Genomic DNA, 21120 nt, shown 5'->3' on the forward strand with positions numbered 1-21120 from the left:
GCGCGGGTGGCGGGACGGCGGGGCGGAAGCGCGGATGCGGTGCGATCCTCGCGGCGGTCGTGGCGGCGGGCGGCGGCGCTGCTCGGCGGCGCGCTGCTGGCGGGCGCCGCATCGGCCGCGCCGCGCACCGCCGCCTCGCTCGATGAGGGCTGGCAGGTGCGGCTCGCGCCCGGCGATCCCGCGATCGCCGCGCATCCGCGCGAGGCGGCGTGGATGCCGGCGCATGTGCCGGGCTCGGTGCAGCAGGATCTGCTCGCGCTCGGCCGCATCCCCGATCCGTTCATCGGCACCAACGAGGGCGCGGTGCAGTGGGTGGGCCGCGCCGATTGGGAGTATCGCCGCACGCTCGAGATCGCGCCGGACACGCTGCGGCGCGATCATGTCGAGCTGGTGTTCGACGGGCTGGACACTTTCGCCGCCGTGGAGATCAACGGCCGCGCGGTGCTGCGCGCCGACAATGCCCATCGCCAGTGGCGGATCGACGCCAAGCCCTTCCTCCAGGTCGGCGCCAACGCGCTGGTGATCCGCTTCGCCGCGCCGATCCGCGCGCTCCAGCCCCGGCTCGCCCAGGATGCGCAGGCGCTGCCCGGCGAATATGATTCCAGCTTCGGCGACGAGCCCAAGGGCCGCCAGACCTCGCCCTATATCCGTAAGCCGAAATATATGTATGGCTGGGATTGGGGGCCGCGCATCCTGGCGGTGGGTCCGTGGCGGCCGGTGCGGCTCGAGGCCTGGGACACGGCCCGGCTGGACGGCCTCGCGGTGGAGCAGGAGGCGGTCGACGCCGCCGAGGCGCGGCTGGTCGTGCGCGCCGCGATGGTCGCGGGTGCGGCCGGCCCCGCCGAGCTTCGCATCCGCGTCACTGCGCCCGATGGCCGCCGCATCGAGGCGACGCGCGCGATCACGCTCGCGCCGGGCGCCACGCGCGTCGCGGTGCCGCTCACGCTCCCCCATCCGCAGCTCTGGCAGCCGGCGGGCTATGGCGCGCATCCGCTCTACCGCGTCACCGCGACGCTGGTGCAGGACGGCGCGCCGAGCGATGCGACCGAGCGGCGCATCGGGCTGCGAACGGTCTCGCTCATCCGCGATGGCGGAGCGCTCGGCTTCCGCGTCAATGGCGTGCCGATCTTCGCCAAGGGCGCCAACCTGATCCCCTTCGACAGCTTTCCCGCGCGGGTGACGACGGCCGATATGCGGCCGCTGCTCGACGCGGCGGTGGACGCGCACATGAACATGCTGCGCGTATGGGGCGGCGGCTATTATCTGGACGACGCCTTCTACGACATGGCCGACGAGCGCGGCCTGATGATCTGGCAGGATTTCATGTTCGGCGGATCGGTGCCGCCGCCCGAGCCCAGCTATCGCGCCTCGGTGAAGGCCGAGGCCGAGCAGCAGGTGGCGCGGCTCGGCAGCCACGCCTCGATCGTGCTCTGGTCCGGCGGCAACGAGATCCTGTCGGGCTGGGCGGGGTGGAGCGATCGGGCCGCCTTCAAGCGCGCGATCGGCGCCGACGCGCAGGAGCGCTACGCCACCGCCATGGCCGATCTGTTCGATCGCGTGCTGCGCGAGGCGGTGCGCGATGGCGCGCCGGGCGCGGCCTATTGGGCCAATTCGCCGTCCGACGATTATCAGGGCCCGGTCGATACCGATGCCGCCGGGGATCGCCATTTCTGGGATGTCTGGTCGGGCTCCAAGCCGGTCGAGGCCTATCTCGATCACTGCCCCCGCTTCATGAGCGAATTTGGCTTCCAGGCCGCGCCCGGCCTTGCCACGATCCGCGCCTTCGCCGGCGATGGGCCGCTCTCGCCCGCCGATCCGGTGATGAAGGCGCACCAGAAATTCCTAGCCGGCGAGGGCAATGACAGGCTGCTCTTCTATATGCGCGCACGGCTCGGCACGCCGCGCGATCTCGGCGACTTCGTCTATCTCAGCCAGGTGAACCAGGCCGAGGCGATCGCGCTCGCCGCGCGCCACCAGCGCGCCTGCCGCCCGGTGACCATGGGGTCGCTCTACTGGCAGCTCAACGATGTCTGGCCGGCCTTGTCCTGGTCCAGCATCGATCATGCCGGCCGCTGGAAGCTGCTCCACTATGCGGCGCGGCGCTTCTTCGCGCCCGAGCTGATCGTCGCCGAGCATCGCGGCACCGCGACGCGGATCGCGCTCGTCTCCGACGCGACGACGCCGCGTCCGGCGCGCTGGCGGGTGCGCGGCTTCGACATGGACGGCCGGCTGCTCGGCAGCCGCGAGGGCGCCGTCACGCTCGCGCCGCTGGCGGTGACCGAGGCTGCGTCGCTCGACGACTCCGCCCTGTTCGGCGCCGCCGATCCCAAGGCCAGCTATGCCGTGGCGGAGCTGATCGAGGGCGCGGCGCCCGTCAGCCGCATGATCGTGGAGCGCGCGCTGCCCAAGGACATGGCCTATCCCGATCCGGGTCTGTCGGCGCGCTGGTCCGGGCGCAGCGTCACCGTCACCGCGCGGCGGCTCGCGCGCGCGGTGATGCTCGACTTCGGCGCCCTTGCCGCCCAAGCTTCGGACAATGGATTCGATCTGCTGCCGGGAGAGAGCCGCACGGTGACGATCACCGCCCAAGCCCCCGCCGCCGCGCTGGCCCGCGCGCTTACCCTCCGCTCGCTCGGGGGCCGGCGATGATCGCCGCCGCGCTCGCGCTCGCGCTCGCCGCCGCGCCCCAGGCCGATCCGCTCGCCGCGCGGATCGCGGCGCTGCCGGTCTCGGTCAAGGCCGCGCAATTGCAGAGCAGCGCGCCGGCCGCCCCGGCGCTCGGCCTGCCCGCCTATGACTGGTGGAACGAGGGCCTGCACGGCCTCGCCCGCAATGGCTATGCCACGGTGTTCCCGCAGGCGATCGGCATGGCGGCGAGCTGGGATCCCGATCTGCTCGAAACCATGGGCAGCATCGTCTCTACCGAGGCGCGCGCCCGCTTCAATGCGCGGCCGCCCGGCGCGGACCGCACCATCTATGAGGGGCTGACGATCTGGTCGCCCAACATCAACATCTTCCGCGATCCGCGCTGGGGCCGCGGGCAGGAAACCTATGGCGAGGATCCGCTGCTCACGGGGCGGCTGGGCGTCGCCTTCATCCGCGGCATCCAGGGGCCCGATCCGGCGCATCCGCGCGCCATCGCGACGCCCAAGCATTTCGCGGTGCACAGCGGGCCCGAGGCGGGGCGCGACGGCTTCGATGCGGATCCGTCGCCACAGGATCTCGAAGCCACCTACCTGCCCGCCTTCCGCATGGCGATCACCGAAGGCAAGGCGGGCTCGCTGATGTGCGCCTATAACGCCATCCACGGCGTGCCGCTCTGCGCCAATGCCGGGCTGATGACCGAGCGGCTGCGGCACGATTGGGGCTTTGCCGGCTTCACCGTCTCGGATTGCGATGCCGTGGGCAATATCGCGGCCTATCACCATTATCGGGGCGATGCGGCGGGCGCGGCGGCGGCCGCGCTGCGCGGCGGGACCGACATCAACTGCGGCACCACCTATGCCGCCCTGCCCGACGCGCTCGCGCGCGGCCTGATCCGCGCCGACGAAATCGACGCCGCGCTGCTGCGCGCGCTGCGGGCCCGGCGCGCGCTCGGCATCGCCTTCGGGGGTAACGATCCGTGGCGCCGGATCCCGGCGAGCGCGGTGGCGACGCCCGCGCATCACGAGGCCGCGCTCCGCGCCGCGCGCGAGGCGCTGGTGCTGCTGCAGAACCGGGGCGGAACCCTGCCGCTCAAGCCCGGCGCACGGATTGCGGTGATCGGCGCCGATGCCGATGATCTGGGTGTGCTCCAGGGCAATTATCACGGCACCGCGCGCGCGCCGGTGACTCCGCTCGAAGGCCTGCGCGCCCGCTTCGGCGCATCCGCAATCCGCTATGCGCAGGGCTCGGTGCTGGCCGAGGGCGCGCCGGTGGTGATGCCCGAAAGCGCCCTGCGCGCGGACGATGGCGCGCCCGGCCTGACCGCCGCCTATTTCGCCAGCCCTGATCTTTCGGGGCCGGCGCTGGTCACCCGGCGCGAGCGGCGGATCGATCTGGATTTCAACCGCGCCGCGCCCGTGGACGGGCTGGGCACGGGCTGGAGCGCGCGCTGGACGGGCCGCTTCGTGCCGCCGGCGCCGGGCCGCTACTCGATCGCGCTCGACGTACCGGCCTGCTGGAAATCCTGCCGGACGCACGATGTGGTGCGGCTTTGGGTGGACGGACGGCCGCTCGCCGCCGGACCGGTCGCCAAGGGGCGGGTGACGGCGACGATCGAGAGCGATGGCCGGCCGGTGCCGATCCGGATCGAGCTTGAACATCGCAGCGAGGATGAAGGCCTGCGGTTGCTCTGGAGCCCGCCCGAGGCGCCGCTGCGCGACGAAGCGCTCGCCGCCGCGCGCGCGGCGGACGTGATCCTCGCCTTTGTCGGCCTGTCTCCCGATCTGGAGGGCGAGGCGCTGCAGGTGAGCGTGCCCGGCTTTGTCGGCGGCGACCGCAGCGACATCGCCCTGCCGCCGGTGCAGCGCCGCCTGCTCGCCGCGCTGCACGCCACCGGCAAGCCCGTGGTGGCGGTGCTGATGAGCGGCAGCGCGGTGGCGATCGATCCCGATCTCGCCGACGCCATCGTCGCCGCCTGGTATCCGGGCGAGGCGGGCGGCACCGCCATCGCCGATCTCCTTGCCGGCGGCTTCTCGCCCTCGGGGCGCCTGCCCGTCACCTTCTACCGCGATACGGCCGATCTGCCCGCCTTTGTCGATTACGGCATGAAGGAGCGCACCTATCGCTATTTCACCGGCACCCCGCTCTGGCCCTTCGGCCATGGGCTGAGCTTCACGCGCTTCGCCTATGCCGCGCCCGATACGCCGCGGCTCAGCGTCGCCGCCGGGCAGAGCCTGACTGTCGAGGCGCGGATCACCAACCAGGGCGCCATGGCCGGGGCCGAGGTGGCGCAGGCCTATCTGGTGCCGCCGGCCGATGCCGCACCGGCCGGCCAGACCGCGCCCGTGCTCCAGCGCCAGCTCGTCGGCTTCACCCGGCTGGATCTGGCGCCCGGCGCCAGCGGCACCGCGCGCTTCACGCTCGATCCGCGACGCCTGAGCCTGGTCGCGGCCGATGGCACGCGGCGGGTGGTGCCCGGCGCCTATCGCCTCTTCATCGGCGGCGGCCAGCCGGGCGATGCGCCCGGCCAATGGTATGATCTCGCCATCACCGGCACCGCGACGGCGCTGCCCAAATGAGCCTGACCCGCCGCGCCGCGCTGATCGGCGGCCTCGCCGCCTCCGCCGCCCAGCCCGCCCGCGCCGCGGCGCCGTCCGCGCCCGCGCCCAGCCGCCGCCCGCCGCCCGGCGCGCGGCGTTTCTCCAGCCCCGCCGTGGAGCGCGAGATCGCCCGCGTCCAGGCCCGTATCGGCGATCCCAAGCTGCGCTGGATGTTCGGCAATTGCTATCCGAACACGCTCGATACCACGGTCCGGATGGGGCAGGTGGATGGCGCGCCGGATGCCTTTGTCATCACCGGCGACATACCCTGTCTGTGGCTGCGCGACAGCTCGGCACAGCTGCGGCCCTATCTGCACCTGGTGCGGGGCGATGCCGCGCTGCGCACGCTGTTCCGCGGGCTGATCGCGCGCCAGGCGCGCTCGATCCTGATCGATCCCTATGCCAACGCCTTTCTCGAGAATCCCGACGCGCGGAGCGATCTGGATTGGGCGATCCACGACCAGACCGAGATGAAGCCGGGCGTGGCCGAGCGCAAATGGGAGATTGATTCGCTCTGCTACCCGATCCGCCTAGCGCATGATTATTGGCGCGCCACCGGCGACACCCGGCCTTTCGACGCGCGCTGGGCGGCGGCCGCGCGGCTCAGCCTGGCGACGCTGCGCGCGCAGCAGCGGCTGCACGATGCCGGCCCCTATCGCTTCCTGCGCGCCTCCGACCGCGCGACCGAGACGCTGCCGCTCGACGGCTATGGCAATCCCACGCGCAAGGTGGGGCTGATCCATAGCGGCTTCCGTCCCTCGGACGATGCCTGCCTCTACCCCTTCCTCATCCCCTCCAACCTGTTCGCGGTCACGGCCCTGCGCGAGCTGGCGGCGCTGGCGCAGGGCGCGCGGGGCGATGCCGCGCTCGCCGCCGAGGCGGCGGGGCTGGCCGACGCGGTCGCCGCCGCGCTCGCCCGCCATGGCCGGATGCGGCTCGAGGACGGGTCCGAGATCTGGGCCTATGAGGTGGACGGTTTCGGCAACACCCTCTTCATGGACGATGCCAACGTTCCCTCCCTGCTCGGCCTCGCCTATCTGCGCTGCGCCGATCCGGCCGATCCGCTGTGGCGGCGCACCGCGGCGGCGGCGTGGAGCCCGCGCAACCCCTATTTCTTCCGCGGCGCCGCCGGCGAGGGGATTGGCGGCCCGCATGTCGGGCTGGGGCAGATCTGGCCGATGTCGATCATCATGCGCGCCTTCACCGAGACCGACGACGGCCGGCTGCGCACCTGGCTGCGGATGCTGCGCGACACCGACGCCGGCACCGGCTTCATGCACGAAAGCTTCGACAGCGGCGATCCGCGCCGCTTCACCCGCAGCTGGTTCGCCTGGGCCAATGGTCTGTTCGGCGAACTGATCATCGACATCGCCGCGCGCCGGCCCCGGCTTTTGGAGACGCCCCTGTGATCGACGGCCTTTCGCTCAGCCGCCGCGCCCTGCTCGCGGGCGTGGCGGGCGCCGCGCTGCTGCCGCGCGCCGGCCTCGCCCGCGCCCAGGCCGCGCCGGCGCGTGTGGCGCCCAATCTGTTCGTCGGAACGGGCGGCCACGGCCATACCTATCCCGGCCCGAGCCTGCCCTTCGGCATGGTGCAGCTGGGGCCGGACACCGATGTCGAGCGCTGGGACGCCTGCTCCGGCTATCATGCCGATGACGGCTCGATCATGGGCTTCAGCCACACGCATCTGTCCGGCACCGGCTGCGGCGACATGCTGGACGTGCTGGTGGTGCCGGCGCGCGGCCCGGTGCGGCTGCTGCCCGGCGATCGCGCTCATCCCGAAAGCGGCTATCGCCAGCGCTACAGCGACGAACAGGCCCGCCCCGGCGCCTATCAGGTGCGGCTGGAAAACGGCGTCTCGGCCGAGCTGACGGTGACGGCGCGGACCGGCTGGCACCGCTACCGCTTTCCCGCCGGCCCCGGCCATGTGCTGATCGACCTCTCGCATCTCGAAGCCGATACGCCGGGCGCGCAGCCGCTGATCGACGAGGCGCTGCTCGCGCTGGACGCGGACGGCACGCTCACCGGCAGCCGCCGCGTGTTCCGTTGGGCGATGGGCCGCCGCATCCATTTCGCGCTCCAGCTCTCGCGGGCGCCGGACCGGGTGACCTTCTATGGCGATGGCGACGCCGAACAGCCGGCCGGGACGCGCCGGGTCGCGGGCAAGCGGCTCAAGGCCGTGTTCCACTATGACGATGCCGGCGCGGCGCCGATCCTGATCCGCTGCGGCATCTCGGCGGTGGATATCGCCGGCGCGCGCGCCAATCTCGCCGCCGAGGCGCCGCACTGGCGCTTCGACTCGATCCGCGCGGCGGCGGCCGAGGCGTGGCGCGGCGCGCTCGAGGCGGTGACGGCGGAGGGCGGCAGCGCCGATCAGCGCGTGGTGCTGGCGAGCGCGCTCTACCATGCCCAGCTCGCGCCCAGCCTCTTGTCCGACCGCGACGGCCGCTATCCGGGGCTGGACGGACAGATCCACAGCGCGCCCGCCGGGGCGAGCGCCTATAGCGCCTATTCGCTGTGGGACACCTATCGCGCGCTGCATCCGCTGCTCACGCTGATCGCGCCCGACCGCGCGCAGGCGCTCGTCGCCGACCTGATCCGGCAGACGCAGCAAAGCCCTTATGGCCCGCCGGTCTGGCCGCTCCAGGGCAAGGAAACGGGAACGATGATCGGCTGGCACGCGGTGCCGGTGCTCGCCGAGGCGCAGGCCAAGGGCATCAAGGCCGACTATGCCGCCGCCTGGCCCGCCATCGCGCGGCGCTCCTTCGATTTCAACGCGCCCGATCTCGCCAGTTCGCGCGGCCGCGATCTGTACGACGCGCGCGGCTATATTCCGGCCGATCTCTGCAACGAAAGCGTCAGCCGGACGCAGGAATATGCCTATGACGATTGGGCCTCGGCCCATATCGCGCGCGCCGCAGGCGATGGCGCGGCGGCGGACCGGCTGCTGCGGCGCGCGGGCAATTGGCGCAACGTGATCGATCCCGCGATCGGCTTCGCCCGGCCGCGCTTCGCCGACGGGCATTGGTGGAGCCCCTATGATCCGATCCAGCTCGGCCATGATCCCAAGCGCTGGCGCGATTATACCGAGGCCAATGGCTGGCAGGCGACGGTGCTGAATCAGCACGATATCTACGGCCTGATCGCGCATCTGGGCGGCGATGCCGCGTTCGAGGCGAAGCTCGACGCGCTCTTCACCGCGCCCTCCACCCTGCCCGCCGACGCGCCTCCGGATATCTCCGGCCTGGTCGGCCAATATGCTCATGGCAACGAGCCGGACCAGCACGCCGCCTATCTCTACGCCTATTGCGGCGCGCCGTGGAAAACCCAGGCGATGGTGCGCCGGCTCTGCACCGAAATGTACAAGAATGACCCCGACGGCATCATCGGAAACGATGATTGCGGCCAGATGAGCGCCTGGTTCATCTTCTCCGCGCTCGGCTTCTACCCGGTCGATCCGGTGGAAGCCGTCTATGTGCTGGGCGCGCCGCTGTTCGAGCGCGCGCGCATGCGGCTCGGCGGCGGCCGCCATCTGGAGGTGCTCGCCCCCGGCAACCGGCCCGATACGCCCTATGTGCAGTCGGTGCGCTGGAATGGCCGGCCCTGGGCGCGGGGCTGGATCGGTCACGCCACGCTCGCGCGCGGCGGCCGGCTGGAATTCACCATGGGGGCGGCGCCCAACCGCGCTTTCGCCAGTGCCCCCGCCGCGCGGCCGCCCTCGTTCGGCCGCCGCCCCGCCTGATCGAGGAGACCGCCATGACCGCCATCAGCCGCCGCCATCTGATCGGCGCCAGCCTCGCCGCGGGCGCGATGCCCGGTTTCGCGCGCGCCGGCGCCGACAGCGCGCCGCCCCGGCCCTGGGGCGCCACGCCCTCGCCCCGCCAGCGCATCTGGCACCGCCGCCAGGCCTATGCCTTCGTCCACTTCTCCATCAACACCTTCACCGGGCGCGAATGGGGCTATGGCGACGAGAGCCCGGCGCTGTTCAACCCCACCGATTTCGATCCCGACCAGATCGTCGGCGCCGCCAAGGCCGCCGGGCTCAGCGGCATCATCCTCACCGCCAAGCATCATGACGGCTTCTGCCTCTGGCCGACGCGGCTCACCGAGCATTGCATCCGCAACAGCCCCTACAAGAATGGGCGGGGCGATGTGGTGCGCGAGATGGAGCAGGCCACGCGGCGCGCGGGCCTCGCCTTCGGCCTCTATCTCTCGCCCTGGGATCGCAACCATCCGGATTATGGCCGGCCTGGCTATATCGACTATTATCGCCGCCAGATCGTCGAGCTTTGCACCGGCTATGGCGAATTGTTCGAATTCTGGTTCGATGGCGCCAATGGCGGCGATGGCTATTATGGCGGCGCGCGCGAGACGCGGAAGATCGACGCGCCCGCCTATTACAACTGGCCCGCGCTGATCGCGCTGGTCCACCAGCACCAGCCCATGGCCTGCACCTTCGATCCGCTGGGCAGCGACATACGCTGGGTCGGCAATGAGGACGGGGTGGCGGGCGATCCCTGCTGGCCCACCATGCCCGATCATCCCTATGTGCAGGCGGAAGGCAATAGCGGGGTGCGCGGCGCGCCGCTCTGGTGGCCGGCCGAGACCGACGTGTCGATCCGTCCGGGCTGGTTCTACCATAAAGACGAGGACGCGCGGGTGAAGACGCCCGAGCAGCTGCTCGGCCTCTGGGATACGTCGGTCGGACGCGGCACCAATCTCAACCTCAACCTCCCGCCCGATCGGCGCGGGCGGCTGGCCGATCATGACGTGGCGGTGCTGCGCAGCTTCGGCGCCGCCCAGGCCGCCACCTACGGCCACGATCTCGCGCGGGGGGCACACGCCGCCGCTTCGGTCGAACGCGCCCCCCGCTTCGCCGCCGCCGCGGTGCTGGACGGGCGCGACGACAGCTACTGGTCCACGCCCGACACCGTCACCACGCCCAGCCTTACCCTGACCCTCGCCGATCCGGCCGCGCCCTTCGATCTGATCCGCCTGCGCGAATATCTGCCGCTGGGCGCGCGCGTCACCCGCTTCGCGGTCGAGGCCGAGCAGGCGGGCGGCTGGACGCGGCTGGCCGAGCATCAGGGCATCGGCGCGCAGCGGATCATCCGCCTGCCGCGCCCGATCACGGCGCGGCGCGTGCGGCTGCGCATCCTCGAGGCACCGGCCTGCCCCGCCATCCAGGAAGTGGCGCTGTTCCGCCAGGCGCGCCCCGCCGCCGTGCCCTTCGCCGCCACCGCCGATACCGGCATCATCGATCGCAAGGGCTGGCGCATCGTATCCGCCTCGTCGCCCGGCGCCGAGGCGCTGATCGACGGCGATCCGGCGAGCAGCTGGTCCGCGCCCGCGCCGACCGCGGCGGCCCCGGCGCGGGTGGTGCTGGATCTGGGCGAGGAACACCGCCTCGAGGGCTTCAGCCTCACCCCGCCCCGCACCGGCGCCCCCGGCACCGCCCCCCCGCGCGACTATCGCTGCGCCACCAGCCTCGACGGGACGATCTGGACCGAAGCCGGCGCCGGCGAATTCTCCAACATCGCCTATGCGCGCGCCACCCAGCGCTTCGGCTTCTCGTCGCCGCGTCGCGCGCGCTTCGTGCGGCTCGTCTTCACCGCCCCCGCCGTGCCGGCGGATCGGCTGACGGTCGCCGAGATCGGCTTCTTCACCGATCCCGCCGCGCGCTGACCGCCTGCCCAGGAGACGCTTCGACGATGATCCGCCCCGCCCTGGCCCTGTTGGCCCTCGCCGCGCCCGTGCTGGCCGCCGCCGCGCCGCCGGCGACGCTGCCGGCGCTCTTCCCCGCACCCGCCGCCGCGCGGCTGACCGGCGGGCAGGTGCGACCGGGCGCGGCGGCGGTGCTGGTCGCACCGCCCGGCGTCGACGAGGCGACGCTGTCGGTGGTGCGCGACGCGCTGGCGCGGGCGGGGGTGACGACGCTGCGCGTCGCCCGGCGCGCCCCCGCCCATGCCGCGACGGTGGTGACGCTCGCGATCGGCGCCGACCCGGCGACGACGCGCGCGCTGGCGGCGCTCGGCGCGCACCCGGTCGCCGCGCGCGAAGGCTATGCGCTGGCGATCGGATCGGCGGCGGGCGGCGTTCGGCTGCTGCTCGCGGGGGCGGACGCGGACGGGCTCTTCCACGCCGCGCAGACGCTCGCCCAGATCGCCACCGGCCCGGCGCTGCCGGCTCTCGCGGTGGAGGACCAGCCCGCCATGGCGATCCGCGGCACGATCGAGGGCTTTTACGGGGCGCCCTGGTCGCAGGACGATCGGCTGGCGCATCTCCGCTTCCTCGCCAGCGTCAAGGCCAACACCTATGTCTACAGCCCCAAGGACGATCCCTTCGCCCGCGCGCGCTGGCGCGAACCCTATCCGGCGGCCGAGCGGGCGTCGCTGGCCACGCTCATCACCGCCGCGCGCGCGGCGCATGTCCGCTTCACCTACGCGATCTCGCCGGGCCCCTCGATCTGCTATTCCGATCCGGCCGATTTCGCCGCGCTGACGCGCAAGTTCGACGATTTCCGCGCGCTGGGCGTGCGCGCCTTCTACATCGCCTTCGACGATATCGAATATACGCGGTGGAATTGCGCCGCCGACGCGGCCGCGCTGGGGCCGCCGGGCGAAGAGGCGGCCGGTCGCGCCCAGGCGATGCTCGTCAACCGCGTCTATGCCTGGCTCGCCGCGCGCGACGGCGCGGACGCCGAGCTGATGATCGTCCCCACCGAATATTACAACACCACCGAGAGCCCCTATAAGGCGGCGCTGCGCGCGGTGGATCCGCATGTGCTGGTGCAATGGACGGGCACCGATGTCGTCCCGCCCGCGATCGCGGTGCGCGATGCCCGCGCCGCGACCCAGGCGTTCGGCCGCAAGACGCTGCTGTGGGACAATTACCCCGTCAACGATTATGGCGAATCCACCGGCCGCCTGCTGATGGCGCCCTATCGCGATCGCGAGGCGGGCCTGTCGGACGCGCTGAGCGGCATTCTCGCCAATCCGATGAACCAGGAGGCGCCGAGCCGGGTGGCGGTGTTCGGCACCGCCGCCTTCGCCTGGAACGATCGCGCCTATGATCCCGATCGCGCCTGGACGGCGGCGGCGCGCCAGCTCGCCGGCGGCGATCCCGCCGTCACCGAGGCGCTGCTGACGCTGTTCGATCTCGAGCATCTCGCCCCCACCTTCGGCGCCCAGCCCTGGCAGCCCCAGGCGCCGCGGCTGAAGCCGGTGCTCGACGGGGTGGAGGATGCGCTCGCCTCGGGCACGGCGGCCGATCGGCGCGCGGCGCTGACCCGCCTCCACGCCGCCGCCCAGGCCATCGCCACCGCGCCCGACCGGATCCGCGCCGGCGTGCGCGATCCCGGCTTCCTCGCGCAATGCGCGCCGTGGCTGGCGGCGATGCAGCTGTGGGGGCGCGCGCTCGCGACCACCGCCGACGCGCTCGACGCCGCGCTTGCCGAGCGGCCCGACGCGGCCGGCGCCTTCGCCTATGCCGCGCGGTTGGCGGAGGAGGCCGGGCGGATCCAGACGCTGCCCAACACCACCCGCCCGCAGGGCGCGATCCGGCTGGGCGATGGCGTGCTCGACCGCTTCATCGCCACCGCGCCGACCTTGGTCGCGACTCCCGTTCCACCCCAGAGCGGGGCGGCGCAGGCCCGGCGCTGAGCGGGATCGCGCCGCGTCCATTCGCCTTTGGTACAATCTGCTCCGATCTGGTGTGTGCAAGCCCGGCGGCTCGGTTAAGATCGTCCGTCGGGAGGGAGCGGCGCGCGATGGGAGTGTCGAAGGGGTTCGGGCCGCTGCCGGACGATGGCGCCGGTCCGCTCTATCTGCAGCTTCAGGCGGTGCTGCGGAAGGCGATCGACGAGGGCGCGCTCGCGCCCGGCGACGCGCTGCCGAGCGAGCGTGATCTGTGCGAACATTATGGCATCTCGCGCATCACCATCCGGCGCGCGCTCGGCGGGCTGGTCGGCGAAGGCCGGCTTGTGCGCCGCCAGGGCGCGGGCACCTTCGTCAGCGATCGTCGCGCCGCGCCCGAGCGGGTCGAGAAAAGCTTCGCCAACCTCTCCTCCTTTTCCGAGGATATGGAATCGCGCGGACTGGTGCCCTCGAGCGAATGGCTGAGCCGCACGCGCGGGCTGGTGACGCCCGACGAGGCGCTGGCGCTGGCCTTGTCGCCCGGCTCGCCCGTCTACCGGCTGCATCGGCTGCGTCGGGCGGATGGCCGGCCGATGGCGATCGAGCACAGCACCATCCCGGCCTATTGCCTGCCCGAACCCGCGCTGGCCGAGCGCTCGCTCTATGTCGCGCTCGCCGCCCATGGCTATGCGCCGGACCGCGCGCTGCAACGGCTGCGCGCGGTCAATTTCGGCCCCGAGGAGGCGGCGCTGCTGGCGGTGGACGAAGGCGCCGCCGGCCTGCTAATCGAGCGGCGCAGCTTCCTGCGCGATGGCCGCGCGGTGGAGCTTACCCGCTCCTTCTACCGGGGCGACGCCTATGATTTTGTGGCCGAGCTGAGCACCGGCTGAGCGGCCGCCGCCGACAGGGCGACGGTGCCGACGGCATAGGCATAGGCGGTGGGCGGCGCGGTGAAGCGCAGGCAGAGATCGGCCCGTGCCCCGGCGGCGGGCAGATCCGCCTTGAGGGTGAAGCGGTTGGGCGCGGTGGCGGGATCGGGCAAGGCCAGGGTCGCCGCGATCGGCCCGTCGCAGCCCTTGACCCGCACGATCAACTCGCCCCAGGCCGTCGCCGCGAAGGGGCGCTGCACGCCCGCCTCGTCATGCGCGAGCGCGAAATTGCGCGCGAGCCGCGCGACATCCACGGTGAGCCGGCGCGGCACGGTGAGCGGCGCGGCCGGCGCGATCACGCAATGCTCGAACAGGTCGAGTGCATAGATGGGGCCGTCGCGCGCCTCGCTCGTCAGCGGCACGCGCAGGCCGAGCGCGCCCGGCGCGCACGCGGTGAAGGCGCCGCGATCCCAGGTCAGCAGCGCCTCGGCGCGCGTATCGAACCGCTGTGCGGGCGCGAGCGGCGCGCCATCCGGGCCGAAGGCGGCGGCGCGCACGACGCGCCCGAGCGGGACGCGGATCGGCGCCGTGTAGAGACGATCCTTCGGCCCCGGCGCGCGCCCGTCCAGCGTGTAGCGCAGCGTACCATAGCCGCTCTGGGTGGTGATGCGCAGCTGCGCCGCGCCGCTGGCGAGCGCGGTCGCGCGGTCCTGATCCAGCCGGATATCGGCGAGAAAGGCGCTGTCGGCCGCCGCCACGCCCTCGCGCCGCCACCGCTGGCGCTGCGGCTGGAGCCGCGCGAGGAAGCCCGGCCAGTCGCGCGCCGCCTTGGGCGACCAGCTCAGCTCCGCCAGCGCCGCGACGCGCGGGAAGAGCGCATGGTCCAGCGCGGCCGGGGTCACCAGATATTCGGAAAAGGCCGTCATCTCGGCGCCGAGCACATGGCCCGCCGCCGCGCCGTCCAGCGCCGCCGGCACCGGATCATAGCCATAGACCCTCTCGAGCGACATGACGGGCACGCGCCCCGGCCCCTCGTCCGCGCGCGCGCTTTGCAGGCTGTCGAGATAGAGGGTTGGCGCGGGTGCCAGCACCACATCATGGCCGCGCCCGGCGGCGGCGACGGCGCCGGCCTCGCCCCGCCACGACATGACCGCCGCCGAGGCGGGGATGCCGGCTCCCAGAATCTCGTCCCAGCCGATCAGCTGGCGGCCATGCGCGGACAGATAGGCGGCGAGCCGCCCGATTAGCCAGCCCTGCAGCGCATCCTCCGAGGCGAGCCCCAGCGCCTTGATCTGCGCCTGCACCTTGGGCGCGCGCTGCCACTGGTCCTTGATCGCCTCGTCGCCGCCGAGATGGATCATGCGCGAGGGGAAGATCGCCATCACCTCGTCGAGCACATGCTCGACAAAGGCGAGCCCCTGCTCGTCCGGGTCGATGAGATAGGGGTTGATGCCCCATGCGTTCGACACGGGGGGCCGATCGCCGAGCACGCCGCGCTCGGGATAGGCGGCGACCAGCGCCTGGGCATGGCCCGGCAGATCGATCTCGGGAACGATCGTCACGCCGCGCGCGGCGGCATAGGCGACCAGCGCGCGCAGTTCGTCCTGGCGATAGAAGCCGCCGACGGGCGCGGCCGCCGCCGTCTCCGCCGCGCCGCCTATGGCGGGCGGCGTGCGCCAGGCGCCGATCGTCGTGAGCTTGGGATAGCGTTTGATCTCCATCCGCCAGCCCTGATCGTCGCTGAGATGCAGGTGGAGCGTGTTGAGCTTGAGCGCGGCCATCTGGTCGATCACCGCGCGGATCGCCGGCAGCGGCAGGAAGTGCCGCGCCGTATCCAGCATCACGCCGCGCCAGGCGAAACGCGGCGCGTCCGCGATGGCGAGCGCGGGCAGCGTCGCCGCGCCGGATCCGGCATCCCGCGTGGCGAGCTGGGCGAGCGTCATCACGCCATAGAGAAGGCCGGAATCGCCCGAGGCGCGGATCTCCACCCCGTCCGCCGCGACGCGCAGCCGATAGGCCTCGGCGCCCGCCACGGCGGGATCGCGGACGAAGCGGATCGCCGCCGGCCCGGCGCCGTCGCCCACCGCCAGCGTCAACGCGCGATCGGTGCGGAGCTTGGCGAGGAGCAGCGCCGCCGCCCCGGCGGCCCCGCCGTCCCCGGCGGGCACCGCGATGCGCGCGCCCGGCGCGAGCCGGAACGCGCCCTGCCCGGGCGTGATCGCCGCCGGCAGCGGGAGAAGCGGCAGCGGCGCCGCCGGCAGCGCCGCGCCCGCGCCCGCGCCCAGGCCGGCCAGCACCCCCGCCAGCGCGATCCGCCACGCCCCCGCCGCCACGTTCCGCATCGCCCCGCCCCTCCGATCAGCCAAATTGGTATGAGACCATTGCGTCGCCGCGGCTGTAAAGCGAAAAGGCGGGCGCACCGGCAGGGACGGCGGGATGACACTGGAAATCTGCGTGGAGGATGCCGCCGGGCTGGCGGCAGCGCTGGCCGGCGGCGCGGATCGGATCGAGCTGTGCGCCGCCTTGGACACGGGCGGGGTCACCGCCTCGGCGGGGCTGATGCGCGCGGCGGCGGCGCTGCCGCTGCCGGTGGTGGCGCTGATCCGTCCGAGGGTCGGCGATTTCGTCTATGATGCCGCCGAGGCCGCGATGATGGCGGCGGACATCCGGATGGCGGCCGAGGCCGGGCTGGCGGGGGTGGCGATCGGCGCGCTGCACGGCGAGACGCCGCGCCTCGACGAAGACCTGCTGGCGGCGCTGATCGGCCATGCGCGCGCCGCCTTCGGCGCGACCCCGCCGCTGCTCACGCTGCACCGCGCCGCCGATCTCTGCGCCGATCCGGACGCGCTGGTGGAGGCGGCGGTGGCGCTCGGCTTCCAGCGCATCCTCACCTCGGGCGGGGCGCTGCGCGCGATCGACGGGCTCGCCCGGCTGCGGCGCATGGCCGCGCGCGCCGGGCCCCGGCTGGTGCTGCTCCCCGCCGCCGGGATCGATGCCGATGGCGTGGCGCCGATCGTCCATGCCGCGCGGACCGGCGAGGTCCACGCCTCGGCGCGCAGCCCCCGGCGTGCGCCCGCCCCGCTCGGCTTCGCCGCCGCCACCGGCCGGACCGACGCGGGCAAGGTGGCCGCGCTGAAGGCCGCGCTGGCCGAGGCGACGCGCCGCTGACCAGGCCCTGCGGCGATCGATCGCGCGCCGCCGGCGCCGCGCTCAGCCGTCGAGATGCGGCGCGGGATAGACGCGGGTGCGGCCTTCGGCATCGGTCACGGCATAGGTGAAGCCCGGCAGCAGCGCATGGGCGCCGACCGTGCCATCCGGCGCCAGCGCCAGGAAGCCGACCTGCACCTCCTTGATCTTGGGGCCGCGCAGCCGCCGGATATGCTCCACCGCCTCGCGGCAGGCGGCACCCGGCGACAGGCCCATCCGCATCGAGGCGACGACGCGCGCGGTGCCGGCGATCCGCACCACCTCCTCGCCCAGCCCGCTCGAGGTCGCCGCGCCGACGCCGCGCTCGACGAACAGGCCGCATCCCGCCAGCGGCGAATCCCCCACGCGGCCGCGCATCTTGAACGCCATGCCCGAGGTGGTGCAGGCGCCCGCCAGCCGGCCCCCGGCATCGCGCGCGAGCAGGCCCAGCGTGTCATGGTTGCGGATCGACCCCAGCGGCTCCGAGCCCGCCGGCCCGACCTGGTTCTCGCTGTTGGCGACGGGCCGATATTGCGCCGTCTTCAGCCATTCGCGCCACGCCGTCTCGGCTTCGGGGGTCAGCATCTTGGTTTGCGGGAAGCCCTGGTCGCGCGCGAAGCGGGTGGCACCCTCGCCCACCAGCAGCACATGCGGCGTATGCTCCATCACCGCGCGCGCCACCGAGATGGCGTGGATCACATTCTCCAGCGCCGCGACCGCGCCGACATTGCCGGCATCGTCCATGATGACCGCATCGAGCGTGACATGGCCGTCCCGATCGGGATAGCCGCCATAGCCGACCGAATGGTTGCTGGCGTCAAGCTCGGGCACATGCGCGCCCGCCTCCACCATGTCGATCAGCGAGCCCCCCGCGCGGCCACGCGCAAAGGCGGCCTGGTTGGCGGCGGCGCCGAAATCCCAGGTGGAGACGATCATCGCCGGTGCCTGCGCCGCCGGCGCGGCGCGCGCCCCCGCCGCCGCCGCCATGCTTCCCGTGGCCAGCACCGCCCGCCGCGTCACGCCCTCGCTCATTCTGCCCCGCCCCGCCTGTTCCGTGAAGAGGCCCTGCAGGCTAGCGGCCGCGCGCGGGACCGCAAGCGCCGCTTCGTCTTTCCCCGCGCGCGATCCGCGCCTAGCGTGGCGCCATGATCGCGCGACTCCCCCTGCTGCTGCTCGCCGCCGGCGCCCTGGCCGGCGCCCAGCTTCCACCCGCCGCCCCGGCGCCCGCGCCACCCGCGCCGCCGCCGGGGCCGCCGCCGACGCTCGTCACCCTGGTCACCGATCAGGGCCCGGTGGTGATCGCGCTGGACAGCAGCAAGGCGCCCGTCACCAGCGCCAATTTCCTCCGCTATGTCGATCAGCACCGGTTCGACGGCAGCAGCTTCTACCGCGCCGTCAAGGTCGCGCCGGGCTATGGGCTGGTGCAGGGGGGCGTGCGCAACGCACCCAAGAAGGTGCTCCCGCCGATCCGGCACGAGCCGACCAGCACCACCGGCCTCACCCATAAGGATGGCACCATCTCGATGGCGCGCGCCGCGCCCGGCACCGCCAGCGGAGACTTTTTCATCGTCATCGGCGACATTCCCTCGATGGACGCGGATCCGTCCAAGCCGGGCGACAATCAGGGCTTCGCCGCCTTCGGCCAGGTCGTGCAGGGCATGGATCTGATGCGCCATCTGCTGGACGCGCCGGTCAGCGCCGATGGGCCGGCGGGCATGAAGGGCGAGATGCTCGCGCAGCCGGTGAAGATCCTGTCCGCGCGGCGTGGCGGCGGCTGATCCGCTGACCCCGGCGGTGCGCGCGGGGCTGGCGGCGGCGGCGCGGCTGCTCTCCCCGGCGCGCGCGCCCTGGTGGGTGATCGGCAGCGCCGCCGTCGCCCTGCACGGCGCCGACCCCGGCGCAATCGCCGATATCGACATTCTGCTCGATCCGGACGATGCCGCGCGGCTGCTGCCCCCGGCGGGCATCGCGCTCGCCGCCGGCACGGCGGACGGATTGTTCCGCTCCGCCCTGTTCGGCCGCTGGACCGAGGCTCCGTTGCCCGTGGAGTTCATGGCCGGGCTGGCGGTGCGCACCGGAACGGGCTGGCATCCGGTCCGGCTCGATCCGCCGGTGCGGATCGCGCTGGGCAACACCGAGCTGCCGCTCCCCGGTCGGGCGGCGCTGCACGCGCTGCTGCGCCTGTTCGGCCGGCCCAAGGATCATCGGCGCGCGGCGGCGCTCGCCGCCACCGCCGGTCCGCCCGTCGCGTCGTCCGGAACCCCGCCGCACGCCTCCGGTTGAGCCGCGGGCGGTAGGTCTCCGGGAGAGGTACGATGGACTATATCAAGCTCGGGAACACCGGCCTCGACATTTCGCGCCTGTGCCTGGGCTGCATGACCTTCGGCGATCCGGACCGGGGCAATCATGGCTGGACGCTCGACGAGGCGGCGAGCCGGCCGCTGATCCGCCAGGCGGTGGAGGCGGGCATCACCTTCTTCGACACCGCCAACGTCTATTCCGATGGCAGTTCGGAGGAGATTGTCGGCCGCGCGCTCAAGGAATTTGCGTCGCGCGACAGCATCGTCATCGCCACCAAGGTGTATAACCGGATGCGGCGCGGCCCCAATGGCGCCGGCCTCAGCCGCAAGGCGATCCTGGCGGAGATCGACGCCAGCCTGAAGCGGCTCGGCACCGACTATGTCGACCTCTACCAGATCCACCGCTTCGATCACGAGACGCCGATCGAGGAGACGCTGGAGGCGCTCCACGATGTCGTGAAGGCCGGCAAGGCCCGCTATATCGGTGCCTCGTCCATGTACGCCTGGCAGTTCGCCACCATGCTCCATGTCGCGGAGGCCAATGGCTGGACGCGCTTCGTCAGCATGCAGAATTATCTCAACCTCCTCTATCGCGAGGAGCAGCGCGAGATGCTGCCGCTGTGCGCGGCCGAGGGGATCGGCGTGATCCCGTGGAGCCCGCTGGCGCGCGGCCGGCTCGCGCGGGACTGGCGCGAGACCACGCGGCGCGGTGAGACGGACCAGTTCGCCAAGACGCTGTTCGCCGCCACCGAGGAGGCGGATCGCCGCGTGATCGATGCGGTGGCCCGCGTCGCCGAGGCGCGGGGCGTGCCGCGCGCGCAGATCGCGCTCGCCTGGGTGCTGGCGCAGCCCGAGGTCTCGGCGCCGATCGTCGGCGCGTCGCGGCCCGGCCATCTCGACGACGCCATCGCCGCGCTCGCGATCAGCCTCGAGCCCGATGAGATCGCCGCGCTCGAGGCGGCCTATGTGCCGCACGCCGTGGTCGGGTTCGGCTAGAGCCCGGCGCGGCGGCGCTCAGCGCGGCAGCGGCGCGGGCGTCTCGGTACGGGCGATGCCGAGATAGGCGCTCGCCACCAGCACGCTGCCGCCCAGCACATTGCCGAGCGTCACCCACAGGAGATTGTGCGCCGCGCCCGCGAGATCGACGGGATGATCGGGCGAGAGGCCGGCCAGGGTGAAGAGCGTCATGTTCGCGACCGAATGCTCGAAGCCCGAGGCGACGAAGGCGAGCAGGCACCAGGCGAGCGCGAGAATCTTCCCGGCTTCGCTCCGGATCCGCGCCGGCGTCCAGATCGCGAGGCAGACCAGCCAGTTGCAGAGGCTCGCCCGGGCCACCAGCGCGCCCGCGCCGACATGCACCTTGTGCGCCACATAATCGTGCAGGAAGGGCTCGGGCGCGGCGAACACCGCGCCGCCGCCGCCGGTGGCGAAGACCCAGGCGAGGATCATCGATCCGATGAGATTGCCAAGCCAGACCCAGAGCAGCATCACCAGCACCGAGGGCAGCCGCACCGTGCCGCGCGCAAGGCCGAAGGCGGCGTACATCACCGATCCGGTGAACAACTCCGCCCCCGCGAAGGAGACGAGCAGCAGGCCCAGGCCGAACACGCTGCCGGCGGCGAGCGGGCGCACGCCGGCGGGGAGGCCGGAACTCACGGTCAGCGCCAGCACCAGGGCGATGCCGATATAGGCGCCGCCGAGCATGGCGGCGATGGTGAAGCCGAGCGGGGACCGCCGCATCGCGGCGATCTTGTGCGCGCCGGTTTGGCTGAACCAGGTGCAGGTTTCGTCAACGGTCACGGCAGGCCCCTCTATGGCGAAGCCTCCTCCTTCCCGCGCGCGGCGGTGCGTGTCGAGCGGTTTGGCTCGATCGGAGGCGGCAAGATTTTCA

At 72.8% G+C, this 21120-nt stretch carries 14 protein-coding genes; 11 read left to right on the top strand and 3 right to left on the bottom strand.

Features of this window, described 5'->3' with window-relative positions:
• The first annotated feature begins 6 nt into the window (after positions 1 to 6).
• The 7 genes from LHA26_RS15905 to LHA26_RS15935 all read left to right on the top strand — a co-directional run bounded on the left by LHA26_RS15905 (position 7) and on the right by LHA26_RS15935 (position 13764).
• Positions 7 to 2649 (top strand): beta-mannosidase, encoded by a 2643-nt coding sequence (locus LHA26_RS15905; RefSeq protein WP_367890728.1) that lies wholly within the window; start codon positions 7 to 9, stop codon positions 2647 to 2649.
• Positions 2646 to 5222: a glycoside hydrolase family 3 C-terminal domain-containing protein gene (locus tag LHA26_RS15910; protein WP_252166549.1), complete on the top strand. Its 2577-nt coding sequence runs from the start codon at positions 2646 to 2648 to the stop codon at positions 5220 to 5222. The genes LHA26_RS15905 and LHA26_RS15910 overlap by 4 nt, the downstream gene beginning before the upstream one ends.
• The gene (locus LHA26_RS15915) at positions 5219 to 6652 is read left to right on the top strand and encodes a glycoside hydrolase family 125 protein (protein ID WP_252166550.1); all 1434 of its coding nucleotides are present in this window, start codon (positions 5219 to 5221) and stop codon (positions 6650 to 6652) included. Before LHA26_RS15910 ends, LHA26_RS15915 begins: the two co-directional genes overlap by 4 nt.
• Positions 6649 to 8982 (top strand): GH92 family glycosyl hydrolase, encoded by a 2334-nt coding sequence (locus LHA26_RS15920; RefSeq protein ID WP_252166551.1) that lies wholly within the window; start codon positions 6649 to 6651, stop codon positions 8980 to 8982. The genes LHA26_RS15915 and LHA26_RS15920 overlap by 4 nt, the downstream gene beginning before the upstream one ends.
• A gap of 14 nt (positions 8983 to 8996) precedes the next feature.
• The gene (locus LHA26_RS15925; protein ID WP_252166552.1) at positions 8997 to 10925 is read left to right on the top strand and encodes an alpha-L-fucosidase; all 1929 of its coding nucleotides are present in this window, start codon (positions 8997 to 8999) and stop codon (positions 10923 to 10925) included.
• 26 nt (positions 10926 to 10951) lie between these two features.
• Positions 10952 to 12901 (top strand): glycoside hydrolase family 84 protein, encoded by a 1950-nt coding sequence (locus LHA26_RS15930; RefSeq protein ID WP_252166553.1) that lies wholly within the window; start codon positions 10952 to 10954, stop codon positions 12899 to 12901.
• Between the two features lie 107 nt (positions 12902 to 13008).
• Entirely contained in the window at positions 13009 to 13764 is a 756-nt protein-coding gene (locus tag LHA26_RS15935; protein WP_252166554.1) for a GntR family transcriptional regulator, read from the top strand.
• Here the strand turns inward: LHA26_RS15935 and LHA26_RS15940 are convergent.
• Positions 13731 to 16085, bottom strand: coding sequence for a beta-N-acetylhexosaminidase (locus LHA26_RS15940; RefSeq protein WP_252166555.1), 2355 nt, complete (start codon positions 16083 to 16085; stop codon positions 13731 to 13733). The genes LHA26_RS15935 and LHA26_RS15940 overlap by 34 nt on opposite strands.
• Positions 16086 to 16179: 94 nt before the next feature.
• On the opposite strand from LHA26_RS15940, the gene LHA26_RS15945 reads away from it, so the two are divergent.
• Entirely contained in the window at positions 16180 to 16911 is a 732-nt protein-coding gene (locus LHA26_RS15945) for a copper homeostasis protein CutC (protein WP_252166556.1), read from the top strand.
• Between the two features lie 42 nt (positions 16912 to 16953).
• Here LHA26_RS15945 and LHA26_RS15950 read toward each other — a convergent pair whose 3' ends face one another.
• Complete coding sequence (locus tag LHA26_RS15950) at positions 16954 to 17961, bottom strand: glycosylasparaginase (protein ID WP_252166557.1); 1008 nt, start codon at positions 17959 to 17961, stop codon at positions 16954 to 16956.
• A 113-nt stretch (positions 17962 to 18074) separates the two neighbouring features.
• Between LHA26_RS15950 and LHA26_RS15955 the strand changes: the two genes are divergently transcribed.
• The 3 genes from LHA26_RS15955 to LHA26_RS15965 are packed head-to-tail and all read left to right on the top strand — an operon-like array spanning position 18075 to position 20225.
• On the top strand, positions 18075 to 18707 hold the full coding sequence (locus LHA26_RS15955; protein ID WP_252166558.1) for a peptidylprolyl isomerase: 633 nt from the start codon (positions 18075 to 18077) through the stop codon (positions 18705 to 18707).
• Positions 18694 to 19212 (top strand): hypothetical protein, encoded by a 519-nt coding sequence (locus tag LHA26_RS15960; protein WP_252166559.1) that lies wholly within the window; start codon positions 18694 to 18696, stop codon positions 19210 to 19212. Before LHA26_RS15955 ends, LHA26_RS15960 begins: the two co-directional genes overlap by 14 nt.
• 32 nt (positions 19213 to 19244) lie before the next feature.
• Positions 19245 to 20225 carry an aldo/keto reductase gene (locus LHA26_RS15965; RefSeq protein WP_252166560.1) on the top strand — a complete coding sequence of 327 codons (981 nt, stop codon included), beginning with the start codon at positions 19245 to 19247 and terminating at the stop codon, positions 20223 to 20225.
• 18 nt (positions 20226 to 20243) lie between these two features.
• Here LHA26_RS15965 and LHA26_RS15970 read toward each other — a convergent pair whose 3' ends face one another.
• Positions 20244 to 21029, bottom strand: coding sequence for a formate/nitrite transporter family protein (locus LHA26_RS15970; protein WP_252166561.1), 786 nt, complete (start codon positions 21027 to 21029; stop codon positions 20244 to 20246).
• Positions 21030 to 21120 lie beyond the last annotated feature (91 nt).

Origin of the sequence: Sphingomonas morindae (assembly GCF_023822065.1) — a bacterium.
GTDB classification, from domain to species: domain Bacteria; phylum Pseudomonadota; class Alphaproteobacteria; order Sphingomonadales; family Sphingomonadaceae; genus Solisphingomonas; species Solisphingomonas morindae.